Below are 20,820 nucleotides of genomic sequence, written 5' to 3'. Positions count from 1 at the left end.
ATCGGAAGGGTGGCATGTCAGCACAGCAAGGCCGGGTCGTGCTCACCGGCTTGGGGGTGGTGTCCAGCATCGGCCTGGGCGTCACGGACTTCCTCGCCGGACTCCGCGCGGGCCGCAGTGGGGCAAAGCCCATATCGGTGTTCGAAACCAGCGGCTACTCCCACTCGACCGGGTGCGAGGTCACCGGGTTCGATCCGGGCCAGTGGATCAACAACCTCCCGCTGGCCCAGCTGGGCCGTGCCACCCAGTTCTCGGTGGCCGCGGCCAGGATGGCCCTCCAGGACGCCGGCCTCGACCCGGAGCGGCTGCGCGAGCAGCGCGGCCTGATCTCCATCGGCACCACCGACGGTGAGTCCTACGACCTCGACCAGCTGGTGGAGACCGACATCGACCTGGGCCCCGAGAAGATGGACCCGGAAGCGGCCCGGCGGGTCCCCGCCGGGCGCCTGTCGGTCGCCATCGCCCAGGAGCTCGGCCTCTCGGACGTCGAGGCGGTGACCGTACCGACCGCCTGCGCGGCCGGCAACTACGCCATCGGCTACGGCTTCGACGCCGTCAGTTCCGGTGAGGCGGACTTCGCGTTCTGCGGTGGCGCCGACGCGATGTGCCGCAAGACCTTCACCGGGTTCTACCGGCTCGGCACCATCGCCCCCGACCGCTGCCAGCCCTTCGACGTCGACCGCAAGGGCATCCTGACCGGCGAGGGCGCGGGCGTCCTCGTCCTGGAGCGCCTGGAGTCGGCGCTCGCCCGAGGGGCCCACATCTACGCCGAGGTCCTCGGCTACGGCCTCAACTGCGACGCCTACCACCAGGTCGCCCCGAACCAGGCGAGCGTCGCCCGCTGCATGGAGCGGGCCCTGGAGAACTCCGGGGTCGCACCGGAGCAGGTGGATCTGATCTCCGCGCACGGCACCGGCACCAAGGCCAACGACGTCACCGAAGTCGGCGCGATCCGCCAGGTGTTCGGCGGGGTACCGCCGCGCACCGTGTCCATGAAGTCGATGCTCGGGCACAGCATGGGCGCCGCCAGCGCGCTCGGCGCGATCGGCTGCGCACTCGCCATCGACAACCGCTTTGTGCCGCCGACCATCAACCACGTCACCCCGGACCCGGAGTGCGACGTCGACTGCGTGCCGAACCAGGCCATCGAGGCCGACCTCAGGGTCGTGCAGAACAACGGTCTGGCCTTCGGCGGCAACAACGCCGTCGTCCTCTTCGGCCGGTACGACAGGGCCGACACGCAAGAGAAGGAGAAGGCGCTGTGCTGAACCAGGCCATCACCGGCATCGGGGCTGTGGCGAGCACCGGCCGGGACATCGACGAACTGTTCCGGAACCTGTGCGCCGGGGTGACCGGGCACGCCCCGCTGCGTGGCTTCGACCCCACCAACTTCCGGGCCCAGCACGCCTACGAGGTGGACGACCGGCCGGCCGAGGGCCAGGACGTCGCGGGCCGCGCCACCGCCCTGCTGCTCCAGGCCATCGCCCAGGCGGCGAAGGAGGCCGGGCTCAGCGAAGACCTCAGCGGCATCCCCATCCTGGTCGGCACCGGCCTGCGTGAGCTGCGCTCCGCGGAGCTGTGGTGGCGCGGCGAGCACCGACTCACCGAGCACGACCTGCACTTCGGACCGGCACTGCGCGAACGCTTCGGCGCCGAGCAGACGCACACCTTCTCCAACGCCTGCTCCGCCTCCCTGTACGCGCTGGCCCTCGGTTCGGACCTGCTCGCCCAGGAGGACGGCCCGGACACGGTGATCGTGGCCGGTGTCGACGTCCTGACGGAGAGCATGCACGGCCTGCTCGAACGGGTTCACCCGGCGGCCCCGGAACGCGTCCGGCCCTTCGACCGCAACCGCACCGGAGTCCTGATGGGCGACGGCGCCGCCGCCGTCGTACTGCGCCGGGACGGCTACGGGGAGCAGGTGCACGGCCGGCTGCGCGGTGTCGCCGTCAACTGCGACGCCTACCACGCCACCGCACCGTCCCCCGAGGGCATCGCCGTGGCCATGCGCGAGGCGCACCGGATCGCCGACGTCACCCCGGCCGACCTGGATCTGGTGATGCTGCACGGCACCGGCACCCTGCTCAACGACGAGGCCGAGGCGGTCGCGCTGGCCGACGTGTTCGGCGCGGACCGCGGCCGCCCGCTGATGACCGCCATCAAGTCGATGACCGGACACACCTCCGGTGGTTCCGGCCTGCTGAACCTGGTGGTGGGCCTGCGCGCCCTCGGTGCGGGCAGGGTGCCGCCGACGGTCGGCCTGGACGACCCGGTGGACGAGGCGAAGGACTTCCGCTTCGTGACCGGCGCACCACGAGACGAGGAGATGACCCTGATGCAGCTGGACGCCTTCGGCTTCGGCGGGATCAACGCCGTGGCGATCGTGGAGGGGCCCCGATGAGCCAGTCCCCCCGGATCGTGATCACCGGAGCCGGTGTCCTGATCCCCGGCGCCGACACACCCGCCGCCCTGGTCGCGGGCCCCACGCCGGGCGCGGAGCCGGTCGCGCCCGAGCACGTGGTCGGCAAGAAGGGCCTGCGGTACAAGGACCGGGCCACCCAACTGGCGTACGGACTCGCCCTGAAGGCGCTGCGCGACGCGGGCCTGCTCGACGGGGACGGAAGTCCGACCGTGCCGGCCGAGAGCCTCGGCGTGGTCGCCAGCTCCAACTTCGGCAACCTGGACACGGTCACCCGGGCGCTGGACACCATTCACACCGAGACGGTGTCGGGGACGTCCCCGATGGACCTGCCGAACGCGTCCAGCAACGTCATCGCCTCCTCGGTGGCGATCCGGTTCGGCCTGCGCGGTCCCAACCTGATGGTCTGCAACGGCGCGACCTCCGGCCTGGACGCGCTGCACTGGGCCGCCACCGTGCTGGCGGCGGGCCGGGCGGAGCGGATCCTGGTCATCGGTGTCGAACCGGACAACGACACGGTGCGACGGCTGCTCGGAGAGGGCAGGGCCGGTGTCGACGGTGGCGCGGCGGTCGTACTGGAGCGGGAAGCGGCGGCGCGCGAGCGCTCGGCCCCGGTCCGTGCGGTCTACCTCGGCTACCGGGCCGCGGCCGACATGCGCTCCTGCGTCGAGCAGCTGAGCACGCTGGGTTCCGGCGCGGCGCCCGCCCGTTGGCAGACACCCCAGACCGACTCCGGCGCGCTCCCCGACGACCTGCTGCCCGGCGTCCCCCGGGACGGCTTCGGCCCGGGCCGGGCATCGGGTGCCCTGGGGGTGCTCCAGGCGGCCGCGGCGACCGGCTGGTTCGACGGCGGCGGCGCGGGCCCCGTGTACACAGTGGCCGGCGCGGGCGGAGCGGCCCCGGCCGCCGGGGTGGCTCTGCTGGCTCCCCAAGGGGCCTGAGGTGCTGGGAGCCAAGGATCCCGCGCTGACGTCCCCGGTCGAGGTGCGGCGGTACGGAGCCGCCGCACCGGGCGCCCCCAAGGTCCTGTTCCTGCACGGGCTCGCCGGGAACGACACCATGTGGCAGCGGGCCGGGGACGTACTCGCCGGGCGTCAGGAGCTCTGGCTCGCCCAACTGCCGTGGCGGGGACAGGGGCTGGCGGACTGGGGGCACGACCCGGACCTGGGCCGGTGGGTGGAGCAGGCGCTGCTCGCGGTGCCCGGCGGCCCGGACGTGGTGGTCGCCCACTCGATGGCCTGCAACGTCCTGCTCGAACTGCTCGACCGGGACCGGCGTGCGGGCCGCGACCCGTTCGCCCGCCACGGCATCCGGGCCCTGGTGCTGACCGCCCCGTTCTACCGGGGGCGGCACGACGCCTTCGACTGGTCCGCCATCAGCTACTACCTCAACGACTTCCACCTGATCCTGCGCGAGGGCATCCACGCCCAGTCCCGCGGCCGCATCGCCCCGGAGACGGAGGTGGCCATGGCGGAGCGGGTCAGGGACTGGATCGGGCCCGCCGGCTGGATCCGCTTCTTCGACCTGTATCTGCGCACGCCCGACCTGCAGACCGCCCGGATCACCGCGCCGTGCCTGGTGCTCGGCGGTGCCGCGGACTTCGCCGCCCCGCCGGACAACGCCACCGCGATGGCCGGCGCACTGCCCGACGCGCGACTGCGGATCCTCACCGGCAGCGGCCACTTCCCGATGGTGGACGAGGCGGAGCTGTTCGGTACCGAGCTCCAGACCTTCTTCGACTCGGTCCTGGAGCCCCGAGAAACCCTCACCACCGGGTCCCGACCCGCGGGGCCCGTCAGCACAGAAACGTGACGAGCATGCCTGCTACCGCAACGGCCGCGCGCGGCCTGGTCATCACCGCGTGGTCCGCCGTGTCGCCCTTCGGCATCGGCCGAGCCGCGTTCGTCTCGGGCATCCGGGAGAACCGGCCGACCCGCGCGCCGCTCGGCCCCGACCACTCCGACTCCCCGAGCCCCGACGCCTGTCTGGTGCCCGGCTTCGACATCCGCGAGGCACTCGGCCGCAAGGGCACCCGCTCCATGGACCGGGTCACCGGCCTGACGGTGACCGCGGTGGGTGCCCTGCTCGGCGAGAGCGAGCGCAACCAGCGCGTCGGCACCGGCGAGACCGCGGCCTTCGCCCTGGGCACCACCACCGGCAGCGCTCAGTCGATGATGGACTTCACCCGCGACTCGCTCACCGGCGACCAGCCGTTCTTCGTGGACCCCGCCCAGTTCCCCAACACGGTGATGAACTGCGCGAGCGGCCAGAGCGCCATCTGGTACCAGCTCAAAGGCCCCAACACCACCATCGCCGGCGGCCGCAGCGCCGGACTGCACGCCCTCAACTACGCCCGCCGCCTGCTGACTTCGGGCCACGCCGAGAGCGTCCTGTGCGGCACGGCGGAGGAGTTCTCGCGGTCCCGCGCCTGGCTCGAACACCACTCCGCCGAGCAGGACGCCGAGCAGGATGCCGGACAGGCGCCCCCGCTCGGCGAGGGCAGCACCATGCTGCTCGTCGAGCCGGCCGGAGACGACAGCCAGCCGGTGCTCGCGGAGGTCCTCGCCGTCGAACTGGGAGTCGTGCTCGACGGCGATGTGCGCTCCGCCCTCACCTCCTGCCTGCGCCGCGCTCTCACCCAGGCGGAGGTGAGCGCCGACGAGGTGGCCGTGGTCGTCCGTTCCGGCAGCACCGACCGGGCGGGCGTGGACGAGGGCGCCGCCCTCGCCGAGGCCCTGGGCGCCGCGCACGGCGCCGCCCAGCTCTCGCCGCACGAGCTGATCGGCGACACGGGCGCGGCAGCGGGCGGCTTCCAGCTGACCGCCCTGCTCGCACACGCCGAGGTCCACCCGGCCGGGCCGGCGGGCCGGATCGGCCTGGTCACTTCGGTGGACCGGACCGGTTCGGTGGGCTGCGCCCTGCTGCGGCTGCGCTGACCGCCGGCCCTGCCGCGGCCGCGCTGACCGCCGCCCCCTCCGGCGGCCCCTCCGGCTGCCGCCGTTCCCCCGCACGTCCCCCACTCCTGGAGGCTTCCATGGCCCGACGCGGGCCCCGCTGGTACTTCTCGCTCCGCAGCCCCTACTCCTGGCTCGCGTACCGGGATCTGCTCGACCGCCACCCCGATGTCGCGGATGAGATCGAGTGGCTTCCGTTCTGGGAGCCGGACGCGGCCACCACCGAAGAGCTGGCGGGGCGGGGCATCACGCTGCCCTATGTCGCGATGTCCCGCGAGAAGCACCTGTACATGCTCCAGGACGTGCGTCGCCTCGTACAGGAACGTGGTCTCACCATGGCCTGGCCGGTGGATCAGGACCCGGTCTGGGAGGTGTCCCATCTGGCGTACGTCGCGGCCGAACGGCTCGGCCGGGGCCGCGCGTTCATCGACGCCGCGTACCGGGCCCGCTGGGAGCAGGGCAGAAACATCTCGGACCCGGAGGTCATGGCCGCGATCGGCCGGGAACTCGGCATCGACCCCGGGACGCTCGCCGGGGCGGGCAGCGACCCGGCCCTGCGCCAGGAAGGCGTCCGCCGTCTCGAGTCGCTGCACCGTGACGGGGTGTTCGGGGTGCCGTACTTCATCAACGGGTTCGACAAGTTCTGGGGCGTCGACCGGCTCGCGGCCTTCGCCGCCTCCGTCCGCTCCGGCCGGGCCGAGGCCACCACCCCCCTGGTCCCCTCGCTCGACCAGGGCCACGCGGGCGGGTGCGGCTGACGGCGGCCGGGCAACGCCGAAGGGCTCCTCGGAGAACCGTGGAGCCCTTCTCGCTCACCAGGTCAGGAGCGGAGCCGGCGCCCCCGGGCCACCGTCGGCACCGCCTCCGACACCTCCACCAGGAGGCGCTCGACCTCCGCACCCCAGCGCGAGACGATGACCAGATCCCGGGCCGGATCGATCCACAGCAGATGGTTGCCGCCGTTGCCGCGGGCGCAGCGGCCCGTGCGCGGGGCCCGGGGCCACACCGTGCCGCCGTCGTTGAGCCACCAGGACAGACCGTATTCGGGCTTGACCCGGCAGGGCGTCCACAGCTCCTCGATCCAGCGCCGCGACACGACCTGACGCCCGCCCCAGGCGCCGCCCCGCAGACACAGCCCGCCGATACGGGCCAGGTCCGAGGCGCTGATCCACAGGCCGCCGCCCCAGTGGGCGCCGCCGGAGACGACGGGCACCTCGGCGCCGTCGATCTCCACGACCGAGCTCTCGTAACCGTGCCAGGACCAGCCGTCCGAGGCACCGATCGGCGTCAGCACGCGCTCGCGCAGCACCTCCGGCAGCGGCCGGCCGAAGAGGACCGTGAGCGCCAGCGCCGTCAGGTTCACCCGCACATCGTTGTAGGCCCAGCCGGCGCCGGGCGGGCCGCCCGCCGACTCCGTGCCCTCACGGGTGCTCTGCGCGTCCACCCACGTCGGCTTGGACCACAACTCGCCCTCCCACTGGCTGGTCTGCTCCAGCAGATGCCGCCACGTGATGCGCCTCCCGTGAGGGGTGTCGAACTCCGGCAGCCCCACCGACTCCACCACCGGCTCGTCCAGCCGCAACGCCCCGTCGTCGAAGGCGACACCCGCCACCAGCGAGAGCACGCTCTTCGTCGCGCTGAAGGCCATCTCCACACGAGCCGGATCGCCCCAGGAAGCAAGCACCGCACCGCCCCGCACGACGACCCCACTCGCTCCCCGCCCATCGAGGAGCGGGCCGACGACCTCCCGATGCGAGGCGTCCGACACCTGATCCACGAGATACGACGCCATGTCGTCGACACCGCCCACCGACCGCCCCGCCTGCGCACACACGGCCCGCGAAAGCGCCTCCTCGTCCAGGACCCCCGCCATCCAGCCCTCCCCGCGAATGTTGACAATTCCACGTCAGGTACGCGTCAGACATGCCAGGGTGGGGCATACACCCCACCCAACTCCTCTCCCCCACCAGCACTTCAGGGAGTGTCCCCCCATGATCCGCGGCATCGACGTAAGCGCATACCAGTCCTCGTCCTACGACACCGACGGCATCTCCTTCGTCTTCATCAAGGCCACAGAGGGCCGCTCCTACATCAACCCCAAACTCGCCGCCCAGACCAAACGCGCCCGCGACGCCGGCCTCGTCGTCGGCTTCTACCACTTCCTCTGGCCGGGCAACCTCTCCGCCCAGGCGGACTACTTCGTCAGCAAGGCCCCCGAGAAAGCGGGCGACATCCTCGCCGTCGACTGGGAGACCACGAGCGAGGGGACGCATGCGAGCAACGCGGAGAAGGACCTGTTCATCCGGAAGGTGAAGGAGAAGCGGCCGAACAATCCGGTCATTCTGTACTGCAACCGAAACTACTGGCTCAATGTGGACACCACCTCCTACGCCGGCGACGGCCTCTGGATCGCCGACTACGTGACGGCGGGCAAGCCCCGCATCAAGGCGAAGTGGCGCTTCCACCAGTACACGGACAATCCGCTGGACAAGAACGTGGCGGACTTCGCGAGCAAGGCCGCGCTGCGGGAGTGGGCCGAGAACGCATGACGAGGTGGGAGGCTTCGCCGTATGAGTGGGACTGTCGTCACGGTCAGCAGTAACGGGACGTACTCGTTCACGAAGCCGAACCGGGAGAGCATCACGCTGGTCGCCGGGCTCGGGGTGGAGGGGGATGTGCACGCGGGGGTGACGGTGAAACATCGGTCCCGGATGCGGAAGGATCCCACGCAGCCGAATCTGCGGCAGGTGCATCTCATCCACGCCGAGCTGTTCGACGAGGTGCGTGAGGCCGGGTTCGAGGTGGCCGCCGGGCAACTCGGGGAGAACGTCACCGCGCGGGGGATCGATCTGCTCGGTCTGCCCGTGGGGACGTTGCTGCGGCTCGGGGACGAGGCCGTCGTGGAGGTGACCGGGCTGCGGAACCCCTGTGCTCAGATCGACGGCTTCCAGAAGGGGCTGCTGAAGCAGGTCGTCGGACGGACCGCCGAGGGCGGGGCGCTGTTCAAGGCCGGGATCATGGGCGTCGTCGTCAGCGGGGGCCCGGTGCGGGCCGGGGATCCGATCGACGTCCGGCTCCCGGAGGGAGCTCACCGCCCCCTGGAGATCGTCTGACGCGGGCGCCCCGCCACCCTCGGATCCGCACGACGCGCACCCGCTACCCCCCGAACGGATCCTCCAACTCCTTCCGCACCACCTCCACCGCCCCCTCCGCATCCCCCTCCGCGACCGCCCGCACCAGCGCCGCATGGGCGTCGTCGGCGGTGTTGGGGTCGTGGGCGCGCAGGCCGGTGAGGGTCAGGAGTTCGACGAGGCCGTCGCGCAGGACGGGCGTGAACTCGGTGAAGAGGTCGGCGAGTACGGGGTTGTGGGCGGCGGCGACCACCGTCGCGTGGAAGGCGATGTCGGCGTCGACGAAGGTCACGTCGTCGCCCGCGGACGCGGCCCGGCGGCCTTCCAGCGCGGCCTCCATCGCCGTGACGTCCTCGGGCGTACGGCGGTGCGCGGCCAGGCGGGCCGCTTGGACCTCGACGGCCATGCGGACCTCGTAGACGTCGGACACCGCGGCCCGCCGCAGGCGGGTGGGCCAGTCCTCGGCGGGCTCGGTGGCGATGACGAAGACGCCTGCGCCCTGACGCGGTTGGACGAGGCCCGCGCCGGCCAGCGCGCGCAGCGCTTCGCGGACGGTGGAGCGGCCGACGCCGAGTTCCCTGGCCAGGGTGGTCTCGCCGGGGAGCTTCGTGCCGACGGGCCAGTGGCCGTCGGTGATCTGCTCGCGCAGTCGCTCGGCGGCCTGTTCGACCAGAGGGCTGGGGCGGACGGCACCGAGCGGCACGGCATTCACCTACCTGTCCGAGAAGTCGGGGAGCTCGTTCACTTGTCTGAGGACTCAGCAGAATTCTACTTGTCTGAGGACCTGAGGAGTGGATAGCGTACGACCATGACGTTCCGCGGTCTCCTTCTTCTCGGCTGCCGCGGCGGGGCCTGACGCGACCGGCACCCCGCCGCGGGACGCCGTGCTGCCGGTCACCGTCCGACCCAGCCGAAGGCCACAGCAGACGATGACCACCACCGCGACCACCACGACCATCACCGCGCATACCCACGCGACCACGACCGCGGCCGTCACCCCGTACGAACCGTGGAACCCCCAACGCCCCAGCCCCATGCCCCACCACCGCTACCGCCCGTTCCAGGACCGGGTGAACGTCCCCGTCACCGACCGGGCCTGGCCCTCCGCCCGTGTGGAGCGCGCTCCCCTCTGGGTCCCCGTCGACCTGCGGGACGGCAACCAGGCGCTCGCCGAGCCGATGGACACCCCGCGCAAGCGCCGCTTCTTCGATCTGCTGGTCACGACCGGCTTCAAGGAGATCGAGGTCGGCTATCCCTCCGCGAGCCGCACCGAGTTCGACTTCGTACGGCACCTGGTGACCACGGACGCCGTGCCCGACGACGTCACGCCCGTCGTGTTCACCCCGGCCCGGCCGGATCTGATCGACCGGACCTTCGAGGCGATCGCCGGGCTGCCCCGGGCCGTCGTGCATCTGTACATCGCGACCTCTCCGGTGTGGCGGGACGTCGTCCTCGGCCGGGACCGTGGCGAGGTGTGGCGGGCGGTGCGGGAGGCGGCCGAGCGGATGGCGCGGCGGGCGCCCGCCGGGGTCCGTTTCCAGTTCTCCCCCGAGACCTTCAACCTCACCGAACCGGACTTCGTCCTGGAACTGTGCGACGGGCTGACGGAGTTGTGGGACGCGAGTCCGGACCGGCCCGTCACGCACAACCTCCCGGCGACCGTCGAGATCGCCACCCCCAACGTGTACGCCGACCAGATCGAGTACCTGCACCGCAACCTCGCCCGCCGCAACTCGGTCATCCTCTCCGTCCACCCGCACAACGACCGCGGCACCGGCGTCGCCTGCGCCGAACTCGCCGTCCTGGCCGGGGCCCAGCGCGTCGAGGGCTGTCTGTTCGGCAACGGCGAGCGCACGGGCAACGTCGACCTGGTGACCCTGGCGATGAACCTGTACGCGCAAGGGGTGGACCCCATGGTCGACTTCAGCGACATCGACGCGGTCAGGGAGATCGTCGAGGACTGCAACCGCCTGCCGGTGCACCCCCGTCACCCCTACGCCGGCGACCTCGTCCACACGGCCTTCTCAGGCACCCACCAGGACGCGATCAGCAAGGGCCTGGCCGAGCACGCGCGCAGGGCGGCGGAGTCGGGGGTGCCCGAGGCGCAGGCGCCCTGGGAGGTGCCGTATCTGCCGATCGACCCGGCCGACATCGGCCGTTCCTACGAGGCGGTGATCCGCGTCAACTCCCAGTCGGGGAAGGGCGGAACGGCGTATCTGCTGCGCGCCCACCACGGCCTCGACCTGCCGCCGCGCATGCGGGCCGGCTTCTCCGCCGTCGTCCAGGAGGCCACGGACGACAGCGGGCGGGAGATCACACCGAAGGAGCTGTACGACCTGTTCCGGTCGACGTACGTCGTCGAGGACGGGGAGATCGCCCTGGACACCTGGTCCGTGCAGCGGGACACCGGCGGTGAGCACCGCTTCGTCTGCACGCTGCGCACCGCGGACCGCACCGGCGATCACGAGGGCACCGGCACCGGCCCGCTCTCCGCGTTCGTCGACGCCCTCGGCGGTGCCGGGTTCGCCGTCGATGTCGTCGACTACGCCGAGCACCCGACCGAGGACGGGACCGCGGCCTACGCCGAGTGCCGGGTGAACGGCGTCACGGCCTGGGGCGCCGGTCAAGGCCCGGCCGGCCCGGCGGCCTCGGTCCGGGCGGTCGTGTCCGCGGTGAACCGGGCGGTGCGATGACGGAGGTGCTGCGTGCCGAGAACGTCCATGTGGTGCGCGAGGGGAAGCCGATCCTCCAGGAGGTCTCGCTGAGCGTCCGGGCCGGCGAGCACTGGGCGCTCCTGGGCGAGAACGGCGCGGGCAAGTCCACCCTGCTCAGCCTGCTCGGCGCACTCGTCCATCCGACGGGGGGCACCGTGGAGGTGCTGGGGCGCAGGCTGGGCCGGGTCGATCTGCGCGAGCTGCGCTCATACGTCGGTCACGTCGATCCCCGTCATCCGCTCCGGTCACCGCTGCGGGTGCGCGAGGTCGTCCTGACGGGGCTGACGAACTCGGTGGAGCCGCTCCCCCGGTGGCGTGCGGCACCCGGTCAGGAGGAGCGGGCCGAGCGGCTGATGCGGACGCTCGGTCTCGCCGAGCACCGCGCGTCACGCTGGCCCACGCTCTCGCAGGGGCAGCGCGCCCGCACCCTGATCGCCCGGGCGCTCATGCCCGAGCCGAGGCTCCTGCTGCTGGACGAACCGGCCACCGGCCTGGACCTGCGAGGCCGTGAGCAGTTGATCAAGGGGTTGGACGAACTGCGCCTGGCCCACCCCCGGCTGGCGACGGTCCTGGTCACCCACCACCTGGAGGAGCTGCCGCCCGGCACCACCCACGCCCTGCTGCTGCGCGAGGGCCGCGCACTCGCGCAGGGCCCGGTGGCCGACGTCCTCACCGGCGACCAGGTCGGCAAGTGCTTCGACCTGCCGCTGGCCCTGGGGCGCCACGGCGGCCGCTGGACGGTGTCGATCCGGCGCCGGACATGACGGAGGGGTGCCCGTCCGCCGCGCGGGCGGACGGGCACCCCTCCCGTGCGTCACATGGTCGGGAGAGACCCGTGCGTCACTTGTTCAGGAAGGCCCAGAACTCGTCGAACGACAGAAGCTTGTCGCCGTTGAGGTCGCGGCTCTTGATGATCGCCTCGGCGACCGCCTCGGTCACGTTCCAGTCGCCGGCCTGAGCCAGGGCGGACTTGAACTCGGCGGCGGTGATGGTGCCGTCCCCGTCCGCATCGATGCGCTCGAACTGCTTGCGTGCTTCCTCGATGTCGATGTGCGCCACCGGTCCGCCCCTTTTCGTCATTCCTTGCCGTCTTGTTGACGGAGCTCAGATTAACTGTCCTCCCTGGCCCGAAGCGCGGCGACCACCCATGCGAAGTCCTCGGCGTGCGGAGGCCCGGGCTGCCGGTTCACGACGGCGAGCAGTTGCCGGTACCGGCCGACCCGCTCGTCGAAGCCGGCCGTCATGCGTTCCAGTGCGGCGGCCCGGTCGGCGTCCCCGAACAGTTCCCGCAGCACCTCCTCGGCCTCGGGCGCCGCGGGGTCGGTGCCGCGTGCGCGCACGGGGCCCGCCAGCTCCACCGGACGACGCGCGAACCACACGGACTGGCCGCGGGGTGCCCCCGGCTCCCGGTCGGCGGCGTTGAACTCGACCGCCCGGCGCATCTGGGCCCTGAAGTCCGGGTCCTGAAGCATCTCGGCCAGCTCCACCCAGGCGTCGACCTGCTCGGGTGTCGGGTTCTCCGCGAGATCGACCGCGGTGCGCCGCATCCGGTCCTGGATGTCGGGGTCAACGGTGTCGAGGCCGTGCAGGGTCTCGGCCACGAACTCCTCCATGATCCGTTGCCGCTCGGCCGCCGACAGCCGTGCCAGTTTGTTCATCAGGGTCGTCTCCTCCGCGCTCGAACCGCGCCTCGCCACGGTCGACAGCACCGCCCGGGTCACCTTCAGGGAACGGATCTGGGCATCCAGCGCGGCGACATGAGCGGCCGCGACCGACGCCACGTCCTTCTCGCCGCTGACCACCTGTCGTACGTCGTCCAGACCCAGGCCCAGTTCCCGCAGCGTGCGGATCAGCTCCAGGCGGGCGACGGACTCGGCGTCGTAGAGCCGATAGCCGCCGCAGGAGCGGGTCACCGGGGGCAGGACGCCCTCGTCGGACCAGTAGCGGATGGTCCGGACGGTCAGTCCGGTGGCCCGGGCCAGCTCGCCGATGGTGAGAAGTCCGGTGCCGTCTTCGATCATGTCTGGGAGTCTGGGCCTTCCAGTGGGTGGAGACTCAAGGGGAGCCTCGACGACGAGCACGGGGGTGGTGACCGTGGCGGAGGCCTTGCGGGACATTCTGGAGGCGGCCGCGCGGGGTGTCTTCCCGCCCGCGGACGGCCGTACGACCGTCGTCCCCCAGCCGTCCGACCGGAACGCGGGCGTCCTCTCCTTCACCGCGCACTCCGTCGTCTTCACCGACGAGGACCCAGGATGGGTGTACGACACCCTGCGCGACCTCGACTGCGACGCTCTGGCCGCGACGATGAACCCGCGCTTCCTGGCGGCCTTCATGGAGCGGACGGGCCGTACGGCGGAGACCGTCGACGCGGTCCTGGTCGGCTCCCCGCTGCCGGGTGATCCGCCGCTCGCGCTGACGGAGATCGAGGACGCCGGCCATCCCCGGATCGTCTATGCCCGCCGGCGGCGGGACGACGTGCGCGCGTGGGCGGCCGAGGGCGGGGTGCTCGTGATGGGGCGCGGGGTCGCCGGGCGGTTGGAGGTCTCGGTGGAGGTGGCGGAGGACGAACGGCACCGGGGGCTGGGGCGGCTGCTGGTGACCGCGGCCCGGCATCTCGTCACGGAGCCGCTGTGGGCGCAGATCGCGCCGGGGAACGCCCGCAGTGTGCGGGCGTTCCAGGCGGCGGGCTACCGGCCGGTGGGCGCGGAGCTGTTGTTGCACGCCTCTTAGGCGTCAGTGCCAGGCCTCGAAGTGCGGGTTGCTCTGGCAGCCGCTCATGATCTCGACCTTGGTCGTCTTGTTCACCGGGCAGACGCCGATGATGTACTTCCGCGCGATCCCGCCCGGGAAGGCGACCTCCACCTGATCGGCCCACTTGTGGGTGTCGCCGATGGTCTTGTTGACGTCGATGCCGCCGGGGGCGTCGATGTAGTAGTTCCAGCCCGACTTCCACCAGTTCTTGTACAGGTCGTGGTCGTACGTCGTGGACACGTACGGGGAGGGCTGGTTGACCAGGACGTACTGCTCCAGGTCGTACTGGCCGTTCACCACGTCCTTGGGCTTGAAGCCCTCCTCGAAGACGATGTTCGGGCCCCGGCCGTCGGCCCGGTAGAGCGTGCCGCAGCTGGTGCGCCACGCCGGGTCGGGGGTGATGCGGTCGACCTCGACGCGGCGGTCGACGGCCGCCTTGATCCTGTCGTCGAACTGGACGGGACAGGCGGCCGGGACGGGAGCGGCGGCCGGCGCGGCGGCCTTGAGGGCGGTCGCGGGAGCCGAGGCGGGGGACGCGGGGGCCGTGGCGGCCGTCGTGGCGAGGACGGCCGCGAGGGACAGGACGGCGGCAGCGGCGCGCCGCCGCAGGCGAGTTGTGATCATAGGGAGCACGATTCCGGGCTCGCGGTGGTGCGCCCTGGATCTTCACCCGTACGGCGGCGTGTCCGCTGACCGCCGGTCAACCGGGCCGACCGGGTCAACTGGCCGTCCGCTAGCGGAAGATGCCGGTGTGACCCAGCGAGTAGCGGCCGGGCTGCGGGTAGACGGCGAGGCCGTGCGGGCCGCTGCCGACGGGGATGCGGGCGAGCTGCTCGCCGGTGCGGGTGTCGATGGCGTACACCTCGGAGTCGTAACGCCCGGACAGCCACAGCACCTTGCCGTCGGCGGAGACGCCGCCCATGTCGGGGCTGCCGCCGTCGGGGAGGTGCCACTTCTTGGTGAGCTTGTTCTGGGTGAAGTCGAAGACGGAGACGCTGCCTTCGCCGCGGTTGGAGACATACATCTCGCGGGAGTCACGGCTGACGTAGAGGCCGTGGCAGCCCTTGCCGGTGGGCAGGAGGGTGGGCTCGTCGAACTTGTCCCCGTCCAGGACCCACATGCCGTGGGCCATCATGTCGGCGATGTAGAACCGCTTGCCGTCGGGCGAGACCTTGACGTCCTGTGGCATGGCGCCGTCGAAGGGGAGCCGTTGCTGCCCGACGACCTTCATCTTCTGGGTGTCGACCTTCAGCAGTTCGCCGCTGAACTCGCAGGAGACGATGAAGTACCGGCCGTCGAGGGAGAAGTCGGCGTGGTTGACGCCGTAGCAGGTGACCGGCTCGGTCTTGATGCGCTTCATGGTGTGCGGGTCGCGGAAGACGAGTTCGCGGTCGAGGGAGGCCATGACGACGGCGTACTTGCCGTGGGGCGTGAAGTAGAGGTTGTACGGGTCGTGGACCTCGACCTCCTTGCCCGCCTTGCCGGTCTTCGGGTCGATGGGGGTGAGGGTGTGGCCGCGGTTGTTGTTGACCCAGAGGGTCTTCAGGTCCCAGGACGGGACGACGTGCTGGGGCTGGCGGCCGACGGGGATGGTCTCGATGATCTCGTACGTCTTCGGGTCGATGACGGAGACGGTGTCCGACTCGGTGTTGGGGACGTAGACGCGGGACGGGAAGTCCTTGACGACCGGGGAGAGCTTGCCCGGGCGGTCGGCGGCGTACACGTCCTTCGGGTCGAGGACGGGGGGCATGCCGGGCAGGCCCTTGACGGTGTCCTTCTTCGCCGGGGCGGGGATGGCGGCCTGGGTGCCGCGGGGCTCGGTGGGGCGGGTTTTGTCCCTGGCGGGTTCGGTGCCGCAGGCGGCGAGCGCGACCAGGCCGATGCCGGCGAGGAGGGTGCGGTGCATGAGGTTCATCGGCAGTTCTTCCGGGGTGGGGGCGGGGCGGCGACTGCGACTATTTAATGAGTATTAGGTCAGAAATTGTGCGATTTGCCCTATAACCACTTCGCGCGGGTCGCCGAGACCAGCGGTTTTCGCCCCCGCCGCCCCTACCCGTCCCATCCCTTGAAGGGGCTCCGCCCCTTCCACCCCCGCAGGGGGCTGCCGCCCCCTGGACCCCCGCCATCGGCCTGCGGCCTCGTCCTCAAACGCCGGACGGGCTGAAAGATTCGGACCGGCGCCGCCCCTGCGGGTGGGTGGGGGTCAGGGATGGCCATGCTCGCGCACAAGCGCCGGGCGGACTGACATCGTCCCCTAAGGGGCGCGGGGAACTGCGCGACCAGCCCCCACCGACCGTTGGCCGCGCAACCAGCGTCAGGCACCACGGTGCGAGGGCGTTTCGAGGCCGGCCTAGCGGTCGGCCACCCTCATCTCGAACCAGGTCGTCTTGCCTCGCGGCAGCAGGTCCACGCCCCAGCGGTCGGAGAGTCTGTCCACCAGGAACAGGCCCCGGCCGCTGATGTCCATCTCCTGGACCGGCATGAGACAGGGCAGACCGCGGGACGGGTCGCGGACCTCGATGCGGATCCAGCCGCGGCGGCGGCGCATGCGGAGGCCGAAGACGCGGGCGCCGGTGTGGCGGACGGCGTTGCCGACCAACTCCGAGACGAGTAAGACCGCGTCCTCGGTCATCTTGGGGGTGAGCCCCCATTGACGCAGGACCACCACCTGCGCCAGACGACGTGCCGTGGCGGCGGACTCCGGGCGGGACGGGAGCGGAACCTCGGCCTCCGTGGGATTGCCGAACAGCTCCAGCACCTTCGCAGCAGCTTCGTCCTCGACCGCCGGCGACCAGCGCGCCGCAGTGGCACGGCAGTGTCCCCGCGGCTGTTCGATACCCTCCAGCCCCGCCATGCCCCCATCATGGCCGCCCGCGAGGCCCTCCGGGGCCGTTCCCAAGGAATGCACCCCCCGGAAGCGCTCATTCCGTACGGCTCGATCGGCATATGCCAGGGGCAGTTCGGAGCCGCCAACAGCCCGTTTGACCTGCGACGAAGGGTCCGCTGGAGGCAATCGACAGGCTCCCTCGACAAGGCACGCTTAAGGTTGACTTAAGGCTGCCATAAACGCCCCATCGAGGGACCCGGAATCAGACGTCCTGTCAATTGCAAGTGGTACGGCGGAGTTTCAGACCGGAGTTTCCCGGGCCCTGGCCCTCAGAACGGTCCTGGCCCTCAGAGGAACTTCGCCTTGCCCGGTCCCTCCTCCACGAAGCTCCGCATCCCGCGCTCCCGGTCCTCGGTCGCGAACAGGCCCGCGAACCAGCCTCGTTCCACCGCGAGCCCCGTCTCGATGTCCGTCTCCAGACCCGTGTCGATCGACTCCTTCGCCGCACGCAGCGCGATCGCCGGGCCCTGTGCCAGCTTCGCCGCCCAGGCGTGCGCCTCGGCGTAGACCTGGTCCGGCGCCACCACGCGGTCCACCAGACCCAATTCCCGCGCCTCGTCCGCCTTCACCATCCGGCCCGTGAAGATCAGGTCCTTGGCCTTCGACGGGCCGATCAGCCGGGCCAGCCGCTGGGTGCCGCCCGCGCCCGGGATCAGGCCGAGCAGGATCTCCGGCTGGCCCAGCTTGGCGTTGTCCCCGGCGATCCGGTAGTCCGCGCACAGCGCCAACTCGCAGCCACCGCCCAGGGCGTATCCCGTCACCGCGGCCACCACCGGCTTGGGGATCCTGGCCACCGCGGTGAACGACTCCTGCAGGGCCCGCGAGCGCAGGACCATCGCGGTGTGGTCCATGCCCTGCATCTCCTTGATGTCCGCGCCCGCCGCGAACACCTTCTCCCCGCCGTAGATCACCACGGCCCGTACGTCGTCACGCCGGCCCGCCTCCTCGGCGAGTTCCTTGAGCCTGTCCTGGGTGGCGACGTCCAGCGCGTTCATCGGCGGGCGGTCGAGACGGAGGGTGCCGACGCCTTCGGCGACTTCGAGATTCACGGTCATGCCAGCAGGTTAACGGGGACTAACGGCAGCCGGTCCGGTGCGGTCCATCACATTCGGCCGGGGGTCTGGGGGTTGTCCCCCAGGCAGGCGCAGCACGGGGGCCAACGGCTACGGCCCCGGTGCCGTACCTCACATCGAGGCAGAGCGCCGGGGCCGTACGCCCGAAAGGGAGAGCTATGCCTTCCACTTCTCCCACGACATGTTCCAGCCGTTCAGGCCGTTCTCCGGAGCCACCGTCGCGTCGTCGGAGTTCTTCACCACCACCACGTCGCCGATCATCGAGTGGTTGAAGAACCACGCGGCCGGGGTGCCCTTGTCCCACGCGCCCTTGACGTCGCGCAGGCCGATGCAGCCGTGGCTGGCGTTGGTGTTGCCGAAGACGCCGCCGCCCCAGTAGTTGCCGTGGATGAAGGTGCCGGAGTCGGTCAGGCGGGTGGCGTGCGGGACGTCCTTGATGTCGTACTCGCCCTCGTAGCCGACCGTGTCGCCGTTCATACGGGTCTGCACGAACTTCTCGGTCATGACCATCTGGCCGTTCCAGGTCTCGTACCCGGGCGCGCCGGTGGTGACGGGGATGGTCCTGATGACCTTGCCGTCCTGCGTGACCTTCATCTTCTTGGTCTTCGCGTCGACGACCGAGACCTGGTTGCGGCCGATGGTGAAGGTGAGCTTCTTGTCCTGCTCGCCGTAGACGCCGGGGCGGCCCTCGACGCCGTCGAGGTTGAGGTCGATCGTGACCTTCGTGCCGGCCTTCCAGTACTTCTCGGGGCGGAAGTCGAGGCGGTCGTTGCCGAACCAGTGGCCCGCGACCTCGACGGCCGGCTCGGTCTTGATGGTGATGGCCTTCTCGACGTCCTCGGGGTTGGTGATGCCCCGGGTGAAGCGGACCGAGAACGGCATTCCGACGCCGACCTCGGAGCCGTCCTCGGGGGTGAAGTTGCCGAGGAAGGTGTTCTTCGGGGTGAGCGTGGTGAAGTCGGCCTCCTTGGCGGCCTCCAGGCCGTCGGAGTCCTTGGCGACCGCGTGCACCGTGTACTTCGTGGCGGCGGCGAGATGCGTGGACGGCGTCCAGGTGCCGCCGTCGCCGGATATCTTCCCGGCTATCGCCTCGCCCTTGGCGTCCTTGACCTCGACGTCCGTCAGCCTGCCCTTGGCCGCGGTCACCTTCAGCGCGCCGCTGGTCTCGACGGACTTGGCACCGTCGCCCGGAGCTATGGTCACGACGGCCTGGGACTTCTTGGCCTGAGCCGTACCGGAGTCCCCGCCCTTGCCGTCGCCGGCCCCCGAGTCCGATCCGCCGCCTCCGCCGCACGCGGTGACGGCGAGCAACAGCACCCCGGCCAGTGCCGCCATCCCCTTGCGCCGACGCCCGCCGCCCGCGTCCACCGCGTCAACCGACGCCCCCGATATCGGCCGCACGTTCAAGTCCTTCTCCCCTCCCCGGACCTGGTCAGGCCCGCGCCCCCGCGCGTTTCCCGCGCGCACCGGCGCATATTAACCACAAGGTCATGTGCGTCGGCGCCGCGCGATTGTCACCGTTCAGTTCCAACATCGGCAGATAGCCGGTTGGTCGAGGAACTCACCCCCCTGTCCTGTTACTTCACCGCACTCCCCGCCTTCCACTCCTTCCAGCTCATATTCCATCCTCCGAGACCATTGTCGGGAGCGACCTTTTTGTCGTTGCTGTGGACCACCTCGACGACGTCCCCGATCAGGCTGCGGTCGAAGAACCAGCCCGCGGGCGTCTCGGAGCCGCCGCCCTTGACGTCCCTGAGTCCCACGCACCCGTGGCTGACATTGCTCTCCCCGAAGATCGAGGGGTCCGCCCAGTAGTTGCCGTGCAGGAAGGTGCCGGAGTTGGTGAGGCGCATGGCGTGCGGGACGTCCGGGATGTCGTACTCGCTCTTGCCGTCGGCCTTTCTGAAGCCGACGGTCGCACCGTTCATCCGGGTCAGTTCGAGCATCTCGGTGACGACCATCTTGCCGTTGTACGTCGTGTTCTTGGGTGCGCCGGCCGTGATCGGCACGGTGGTGAGCAGCTCGCCGTCCCGCCGGACCTCCATGGTGTGCCGGGCCGCGTCGACGACGGAGACCTGGTGGCGGCCGACGGTGAAGGAGAACGTCTTGTACTGCTGTCCGTAGACCCCGGGCGCCCCTTCGACGTCCCGCAGCCGCAGCTCGACGGTGACCTGGGTGCCGGGCTTCCAGTAGTGCTCGGGACGGAAGTCGAGGCGGGCCCTGCCGAACCAGTGCGGGCGGATCTCCACGGCGGGCTCGGCCGTGACGTGGACGGCGCGTTCGACGGCGGCCCGGTTCTCGATCTCGCGGTTGAACTCCAGGGAGACGATCATCCCGGTGCCGACGGTGGAGCGGTTCTCCGGGGCGACGTATCCGATGAACCGCTCGTCGGGGACATACGTGGTGAAGGTCGTGTGCCGTGCGCTGCGGCGCCCGTGGCCGTCGACGGCCACCGCGTCGATCGTGTACCGGGCGGCCAGCGCGAGTCTGGGGTCCTCGGGCTCCCAGCGCAGGCCGTCCTTCGAGATGTGCCCGGGGACCGGGGTCTCCTGGGCGTCCTGGTCCTTGACGACCCGCACCGACTCCAGGCGCCCGCTGAGCACTCTGACGAGCAGCCGGTCGTCCGGGCGTACGCCCTTGGTGTCGTCGTCGGGCATGACCCGGATGACGTCCTCGGGCGCCCGGGGTTTGCCCAGCATCTGGTCGACACCGCCGCCCGAAGTGCAGCCGGCGGCCCCGGTCAGCAGTCCTGCCCATGTCAGTACGGCGGCCAAAGCGGCCCCCGCGCGCCGCGCGCGCCCTTGTACGTGCCTCACGAAGACCCCAACGACCGGGGCGGCCCCGGGGAAACGTGAGTGCGGGGCGCTGCGCGGGCGGTGGCGCAACGGGCC

Annotated in this window: 21 protein-coding genes; 11 read left to right on the top strand and 10 right to left on the bottom strand. The window is 71.1% G+C overall.

The features are described from left to right. Nucleotides 1-14 precede the first annotated feature (14 nt). The 6 genes from ABIE67_RS32160 to ABIE67_RS32135 all read left to right on the top strand — a co-directional run bounded on the left by ABIE67_RS32160 (nucleotide 15) and on the right by ABIE67_RS32135 (nucleotide 6,131). Nucleotides 15-1,268, top strand: a complete 1,254-nt coding sequence (locus tag ABIE67_RS32160; RefSeq protein ID WP_370264885.1) for a beta-ketoacyl synthase — start codon at nucleotides 15-17, stop codon at nucleotides 1,266-1,268. Further along, nucleotides 1,265-2,401, top strand: a complete 1,137-nt coding sequence (locus ABIE67_RS32155; protein ID WP_370269144.1) for a beta-ketoacyl synthase — start codon at nucleotides 1,265-1,267, stop codon at nucleotides 2,399-2,401. Before ABIE67_RS32160 ends, ABIE67_RS32155 begins: the two co-directional genes overlap by 4 nt. Further along, a complete protein-coding gene (locus tag ABIE67_RS32150; protein WP_370264884.1) occupies nucleotides 2,398-3,360 on the top strand; it encodes a beta-ketoacyl synthase N-terminal-like domain-containing protein in 963 nt (320 codons plus the stop codon). Before ABIE67_RS32155 ends, ABIE67_RS32150 begins: the two co-directional genes overlap by 4 nt. Nucleotide 3,361: 1 nt before the next feature. Continuing rightward, on the top strand, nucleotides 3,362-4,231 hold the full coding sequence (locus ABIE67_RS32145) for an alpha/beta fold hydrolase (protein ID WP_370264883.1): 870 nt from the start codon (nucleotides 3,362-3,364) through the stop codon (nucleotides 4,229-4,231). A gap of 5 nt (nucleotides 4,232-4,236) precedes the next feature. Then, nucleotides 4,237-5,355: a beta-ketoacyl synthase N-terminal-like domain-containing protein gene (locus tag ABIE67_RS32140; protein ID WP_370264882.1), complete on the top strand. Its 1,119-nt coding sequence runs from the start codon at nucleotides 4,237-4,239 to the stop codon at nucleotides 5,353-5,355. Nucleotides 5,356-5,453: 98 nt separating this feature from the next. Then, nucleotides 5,454-6,131: a 2-hydroxychromene-2-carboxylate isomerase gene (locus ABIE67_RS32135; protein ID WP_370264881.1), complete on the top strand. Its 678-nt coding sequence runs from the start codon at nucleotides 5,454-5,456 to the stop codon at nucleotides 6,129-6,131. Between the two features lie 62 nt (nucleotides 6,132-6,193). Here the strand turns inward: ABIE67_RS32135 and ABIE67_RS32130 are convergent, their stop codons facing one another. Beyond that, nucleotides 6,194-7,246, bottom strand: coding sequence for a serine hydrolase domain-containing protein (locus tag ABIE67_RS32130; RefSeq protein ID WP_370264880.1), 1,053 nt, complete (start codon nucleotides 7,244-7,246; stop codon nucleotides 6,194-6,196). A gap of 118 nt (nucleotides 7,247-7,364) precedes the next feature. Between ABIE67_RS32130 and ABIE67_RS32125 the strand changes: the two genes are divergently transcribed. Both ABIE67_RS32125 and ABIE67_RS32120 read left to right on the top strand, forming a co-directional pair. After that, nucleotides 7,365-7,922 carry a glycoside hydrolase family 25 protein gene (locus ABIE67_RS32125; RefSeq protein WP_370264879.1) on the top strand — a complete coding sequence of 186 codons (558 nt, stop codon included), beginning with the start codon at nucleotides 7,365-7,367 and terminating at the stop codon, nucleotides 7,920-7,922. A 21-nt stretch (nucleotides 7,923-7,943) separates the two neighbouring features. Next, nucleotides 7,944-8,486, top strand: coding sequence for an MOSC domain-containing protein (locus ABIE67_RS32120; protein WP_370264878.1), 543 nt, complete (start codon nucleotides 7,944-7,946; stop codon nucleotides 8,484-8,486). Nucleotides 8,487-8,529: 43 nt separating this feature from the next. Here ABIE67_RS32120 and ABIE67_RS32115 read toward each other — a convergent pair whose 3' ends face one another. Next, nucleotides 8,530-9,207, bottom strand: a complete 678-nt coding sequence (locus ABIE67_RS32115) for a FadR/GntR family transcriptional regulator (protein ID WP_370264877.1) — start codon at nucleotides 9,205-9,207, stop codon at nucleotides 8,530-8,532. Between the two features lie 331 nt (nucleotides 9,208-9,538). Between ABIE67_RS32115 and leuA the strand changes: the two genes are divergently transcribed. After that, nucleotides 9,539-11,197 carry a 2-isopropylmalate synthase gene (gene leuA / locus ABIE67_RS32110; RefSeq protein WP_370269141.1) on the top strand — a complete coding sequence of 553 codons (1,659 nt, stop codon included), beginning with the start codon at nucleotides 9,539-9,541 and terminating at the stop codon, nucleotides 11,195-11,197. Further along, the gene (locus ABIE67_RS32105; RefSeq protein ID WP_370264876.1) at nucleotides 11,194-11,982 is read left to right on the top strand and encodes an ABC transporter ATP-binding protein; all 789 of its coding nucleotides are present in this window, start codon (nucleotides 11,194-11,196) and stop codon (nucleotides 11,980-11,982) included. Before leuA ends, ABIE67_RS32105 begins: the two co-directional genes overlap by 4 nt. Before the next feature lie 76 nt (nucleotides 11,983-12,058). Here ABIE67_RS32105 and ABIE67_RS32100 read toward each other — a convergent pair whose 3' ends face one another. Both ABIE67_RS32100 and ABIE67_RS32095 read right to left on the bottom strand, forming a co-directional pair. After that, nucleotides 12,059-12,298, bottom strand: a complete 240-nt coding sequence (locus tag ABIE67_RS32100) for an EF-hand domain-containing protein (protein ID WP_370264875.1) — start codon at nucleotides 12,296-12,298, stop codon at nucleotides 12,059-12,061. A gap of 29 nt (nucleotides 12,299-12,327) precedes the next feature. Next, on the bottom strand, nucleotides 12,328-13,239 hold the full coding sequence (locus tag ABIE67_RS32095; RefSeq protein WP_370264874.1) for a MerR family transcriptional regulator: 912 nt from the start codon (nucleotides 13,237-13,239) through the stop codon (nucleotides 12,328-12,330). Nucleotides 13,240-13,312: 73 nt separating this feature from the next. Between ABIE67_RS32095 and ABIE67_RS32090 the strand changes: the two genes are divergently transcribed. Next, nucleotides 13,313-13,948, top strand: a complete 636-nt coding sequence (locus ABIE67_RS32090; protein ID WP_370264873.1) for an N-acetyltransferase family protein — start codon at nucleotides 13,313-13,315, stop codon at nucleotides 13,946-13,948. A gap of 3 nt (nucleotides 13,949-13,951) precedes the next feature. On the opposite strand, the gene ABIE67_RS32085 is transcribed toward ABIE67_RS32090, so the two are convergent. The 6 genes from ABIE67_RS32085 to ABIE67_RS32060 form a co-directional block, all read right to left on the bottom strand. Beyond that, a complete protein-coding gene (locus ABIE67_RS32085; RefSeq protein WP_370264872.1) occupies nucleotides 13,952-14,593 on the bottom strand; it encodes an ADP-ribosyltransferase in 642 nt (213 codons plus the stop codon). 109 nt (nucleotides 14,594-14,702) lie between these two features. Continuing rightward, nucleotides 14,703-15,884, bottom strand: coding sequence for a YncE family protein (locus tag ABIE67_RS32080; protein WP_370264871.1), 1,182 nt, complete (start codon nucleotides 15,882-15,884; stop codon nucleotides 14,703-14,705). A gap of 435 nt (nucleotides 15,885-16,319) precedes the next feature. Beyond that, nucleotides 16,320-16,823: an ATP-binding protein gene (locus ABIE67_RS32075; protein WP_370264870.1), complete on the bottom strand. Its 504-nt coding sequence runs from the start codon at nucleotides 16,821-16,823 to the stop codon at nucleotides 16,320-16,322. Between the two features lie 320 nt (nucleotides 16,824-17,143). Beyond that, entirely contained in the window at nucleotides 17,144-17,911 is a 768-nt protein-coding gene (locus tag ABIE67_RS32070; RefSeq protein WP_370264869.1) for an enoyl-CoA hydratase/isomerase family protein, read from the bottom strand. 174 nt (nucleotides 17,912-18,085) lie between these two features. Continuing rightward, nucleotides 18,086-19,336: an Ig-like domain-containing protein gene (locus tag ABIE67_RS32065; protein WP_370264868.1), complete on the bottom strand. Its 1,251-nt coding sequence runs from the start codon at nucleotides 19,334-19,336 to the stop codon at nucleotides 18,086-18,088. A gap of 170 nt (nucleotides 19,337-19,506) precedes the next feature. Beyond that, nucleotides 19,507-20,745: an Ig-like domain-containing protein gene (locus tag ABIE67_RS32060; RefSeq protein WP_370264867.1), complete on the bottom strand. Its 1,239-nt coding sequence runs from the start codon at nucleotides 20,743-20,745 to the stop codon at nucleotides 19,507-19,509. Nucleotides 20,746-20,820 lie beyond the last annotated feature (75 nt).

The sequence above is a fragment of the Streptomyces sp. V4I8 genome, from assembly GCF_041261225.1.
GTDB lineage: Bacteria > Actinomycetota > Actinomycetes > Streptomycetales > Streptomycetaceae > Streptomyces.
Note: the sequence above shows the minus strand (reverse complement) of the source record. Positions and strands in the feature narration are given on the sequence as shown.

Coding starts and splice junctions, on each gene's coding strand:
- ABIE67_RS32160 (WP_370264885.1), top strand. CDS start 15: ATGTCAGCACAGCAAGGCCGGGTCGTGCTCACCGGCTTGGGGGTGGTG.
- ABIE67_RS32150 (WP_370264884.1), top strand. CDS start 2,398: ATGAGCCAGTCCCCCCGGATCGTGATCACCGGAGCCGGTGTCCTGATC.
- ABIE67_RS32140 (WP_370264882.1), top strand. CDS start 4,237: ATGCCTGCTACCGCAACGGCCGCGCGCGGCCTGGTCATCACCGCGTGG.
- ABIE67_RS32135 (WP_370264881.1), top strand. CDS start 5,454: ATGGCCCGACGCGGGCCCCGCTGGTACTTCTCGCTCCGCAGCCCCTAC.
- ABIE67_RS32130 (WP_370264880.1), bottom strand. CDS start 7,246: ATGGCGGGGGTCCTGGACGAGGAGGCGCTTTCGCGGGCCGTGTGTGCG.
- ABIE67_RS32125 (WP_370264879.1), top strand. CDS start 7,365: ATGATCCGCGGCATCGACGTAAGCGCATACCAGTCCTCGTCCTACGAC.
- ABIE67_RS32120 (WP_370264878.1), top strand. CDS start 7,944: ATGAGTGGGACTGTCGTCACGGTCAGCAGTAACGGGACGTACTCGTTC.
- leuA (WP_370269141.1), top strand. CDS start 9,539: ATGCCCCACCACCGCTACCGCCCGTTCCAGGACCGGGTGAACGTCCCC.
- ABIE67_RS32105 (WP_370264876.1), top strand. CDS start 11,194: ATGACGGAGGTGCTGCGTGCCGAGAACGTCCATGTGGTGCGCGAGGGG.
- ABIE67_RS32100 (WP_370264875.1), bottom strand. CDS start 12,298: ATGACGAAAAGGGGCGGACCGGTGGCGCACATCGACATCGAGGAAGCA.
- ABIE67_RS32095 (WP_370264874.1), bottom strand. CDS start 13,239: ATGATCGAAGACGGCACCGGACTTCTCACCATCGGCGAGCTGGCCCGG.
- ABIE67_RS32085 (WP_370264872.1), bottom strand. CDS start 14,593: ATGATCACAACTCGCCTGCGGCGGCGCGCCGCTGCCGCCGTCCTGTCC.
- ABIE67_RS32080 (WP_370264871.1), bottom strand. CDS start 15,884: ATGAACCTCATGCACCGCACCCTCCTCGCCGGCATCGGCCTGGTCGCG.
- ABIE67_RS32075 (WP_370264870.1), bottom strand. CDS start 16,823: ATGGCGGGGCTGGAGGGTATCGAACAGCCGCGGGGACACTGCCGTGCC.
- ABIE67_RS32070 (WP_370264869.1), bottom strand. CDS start 17,911: ATGACCGTGAATCTCGAAGTCGCCGAAGGCGTCGGCACCCTCCGTCTC.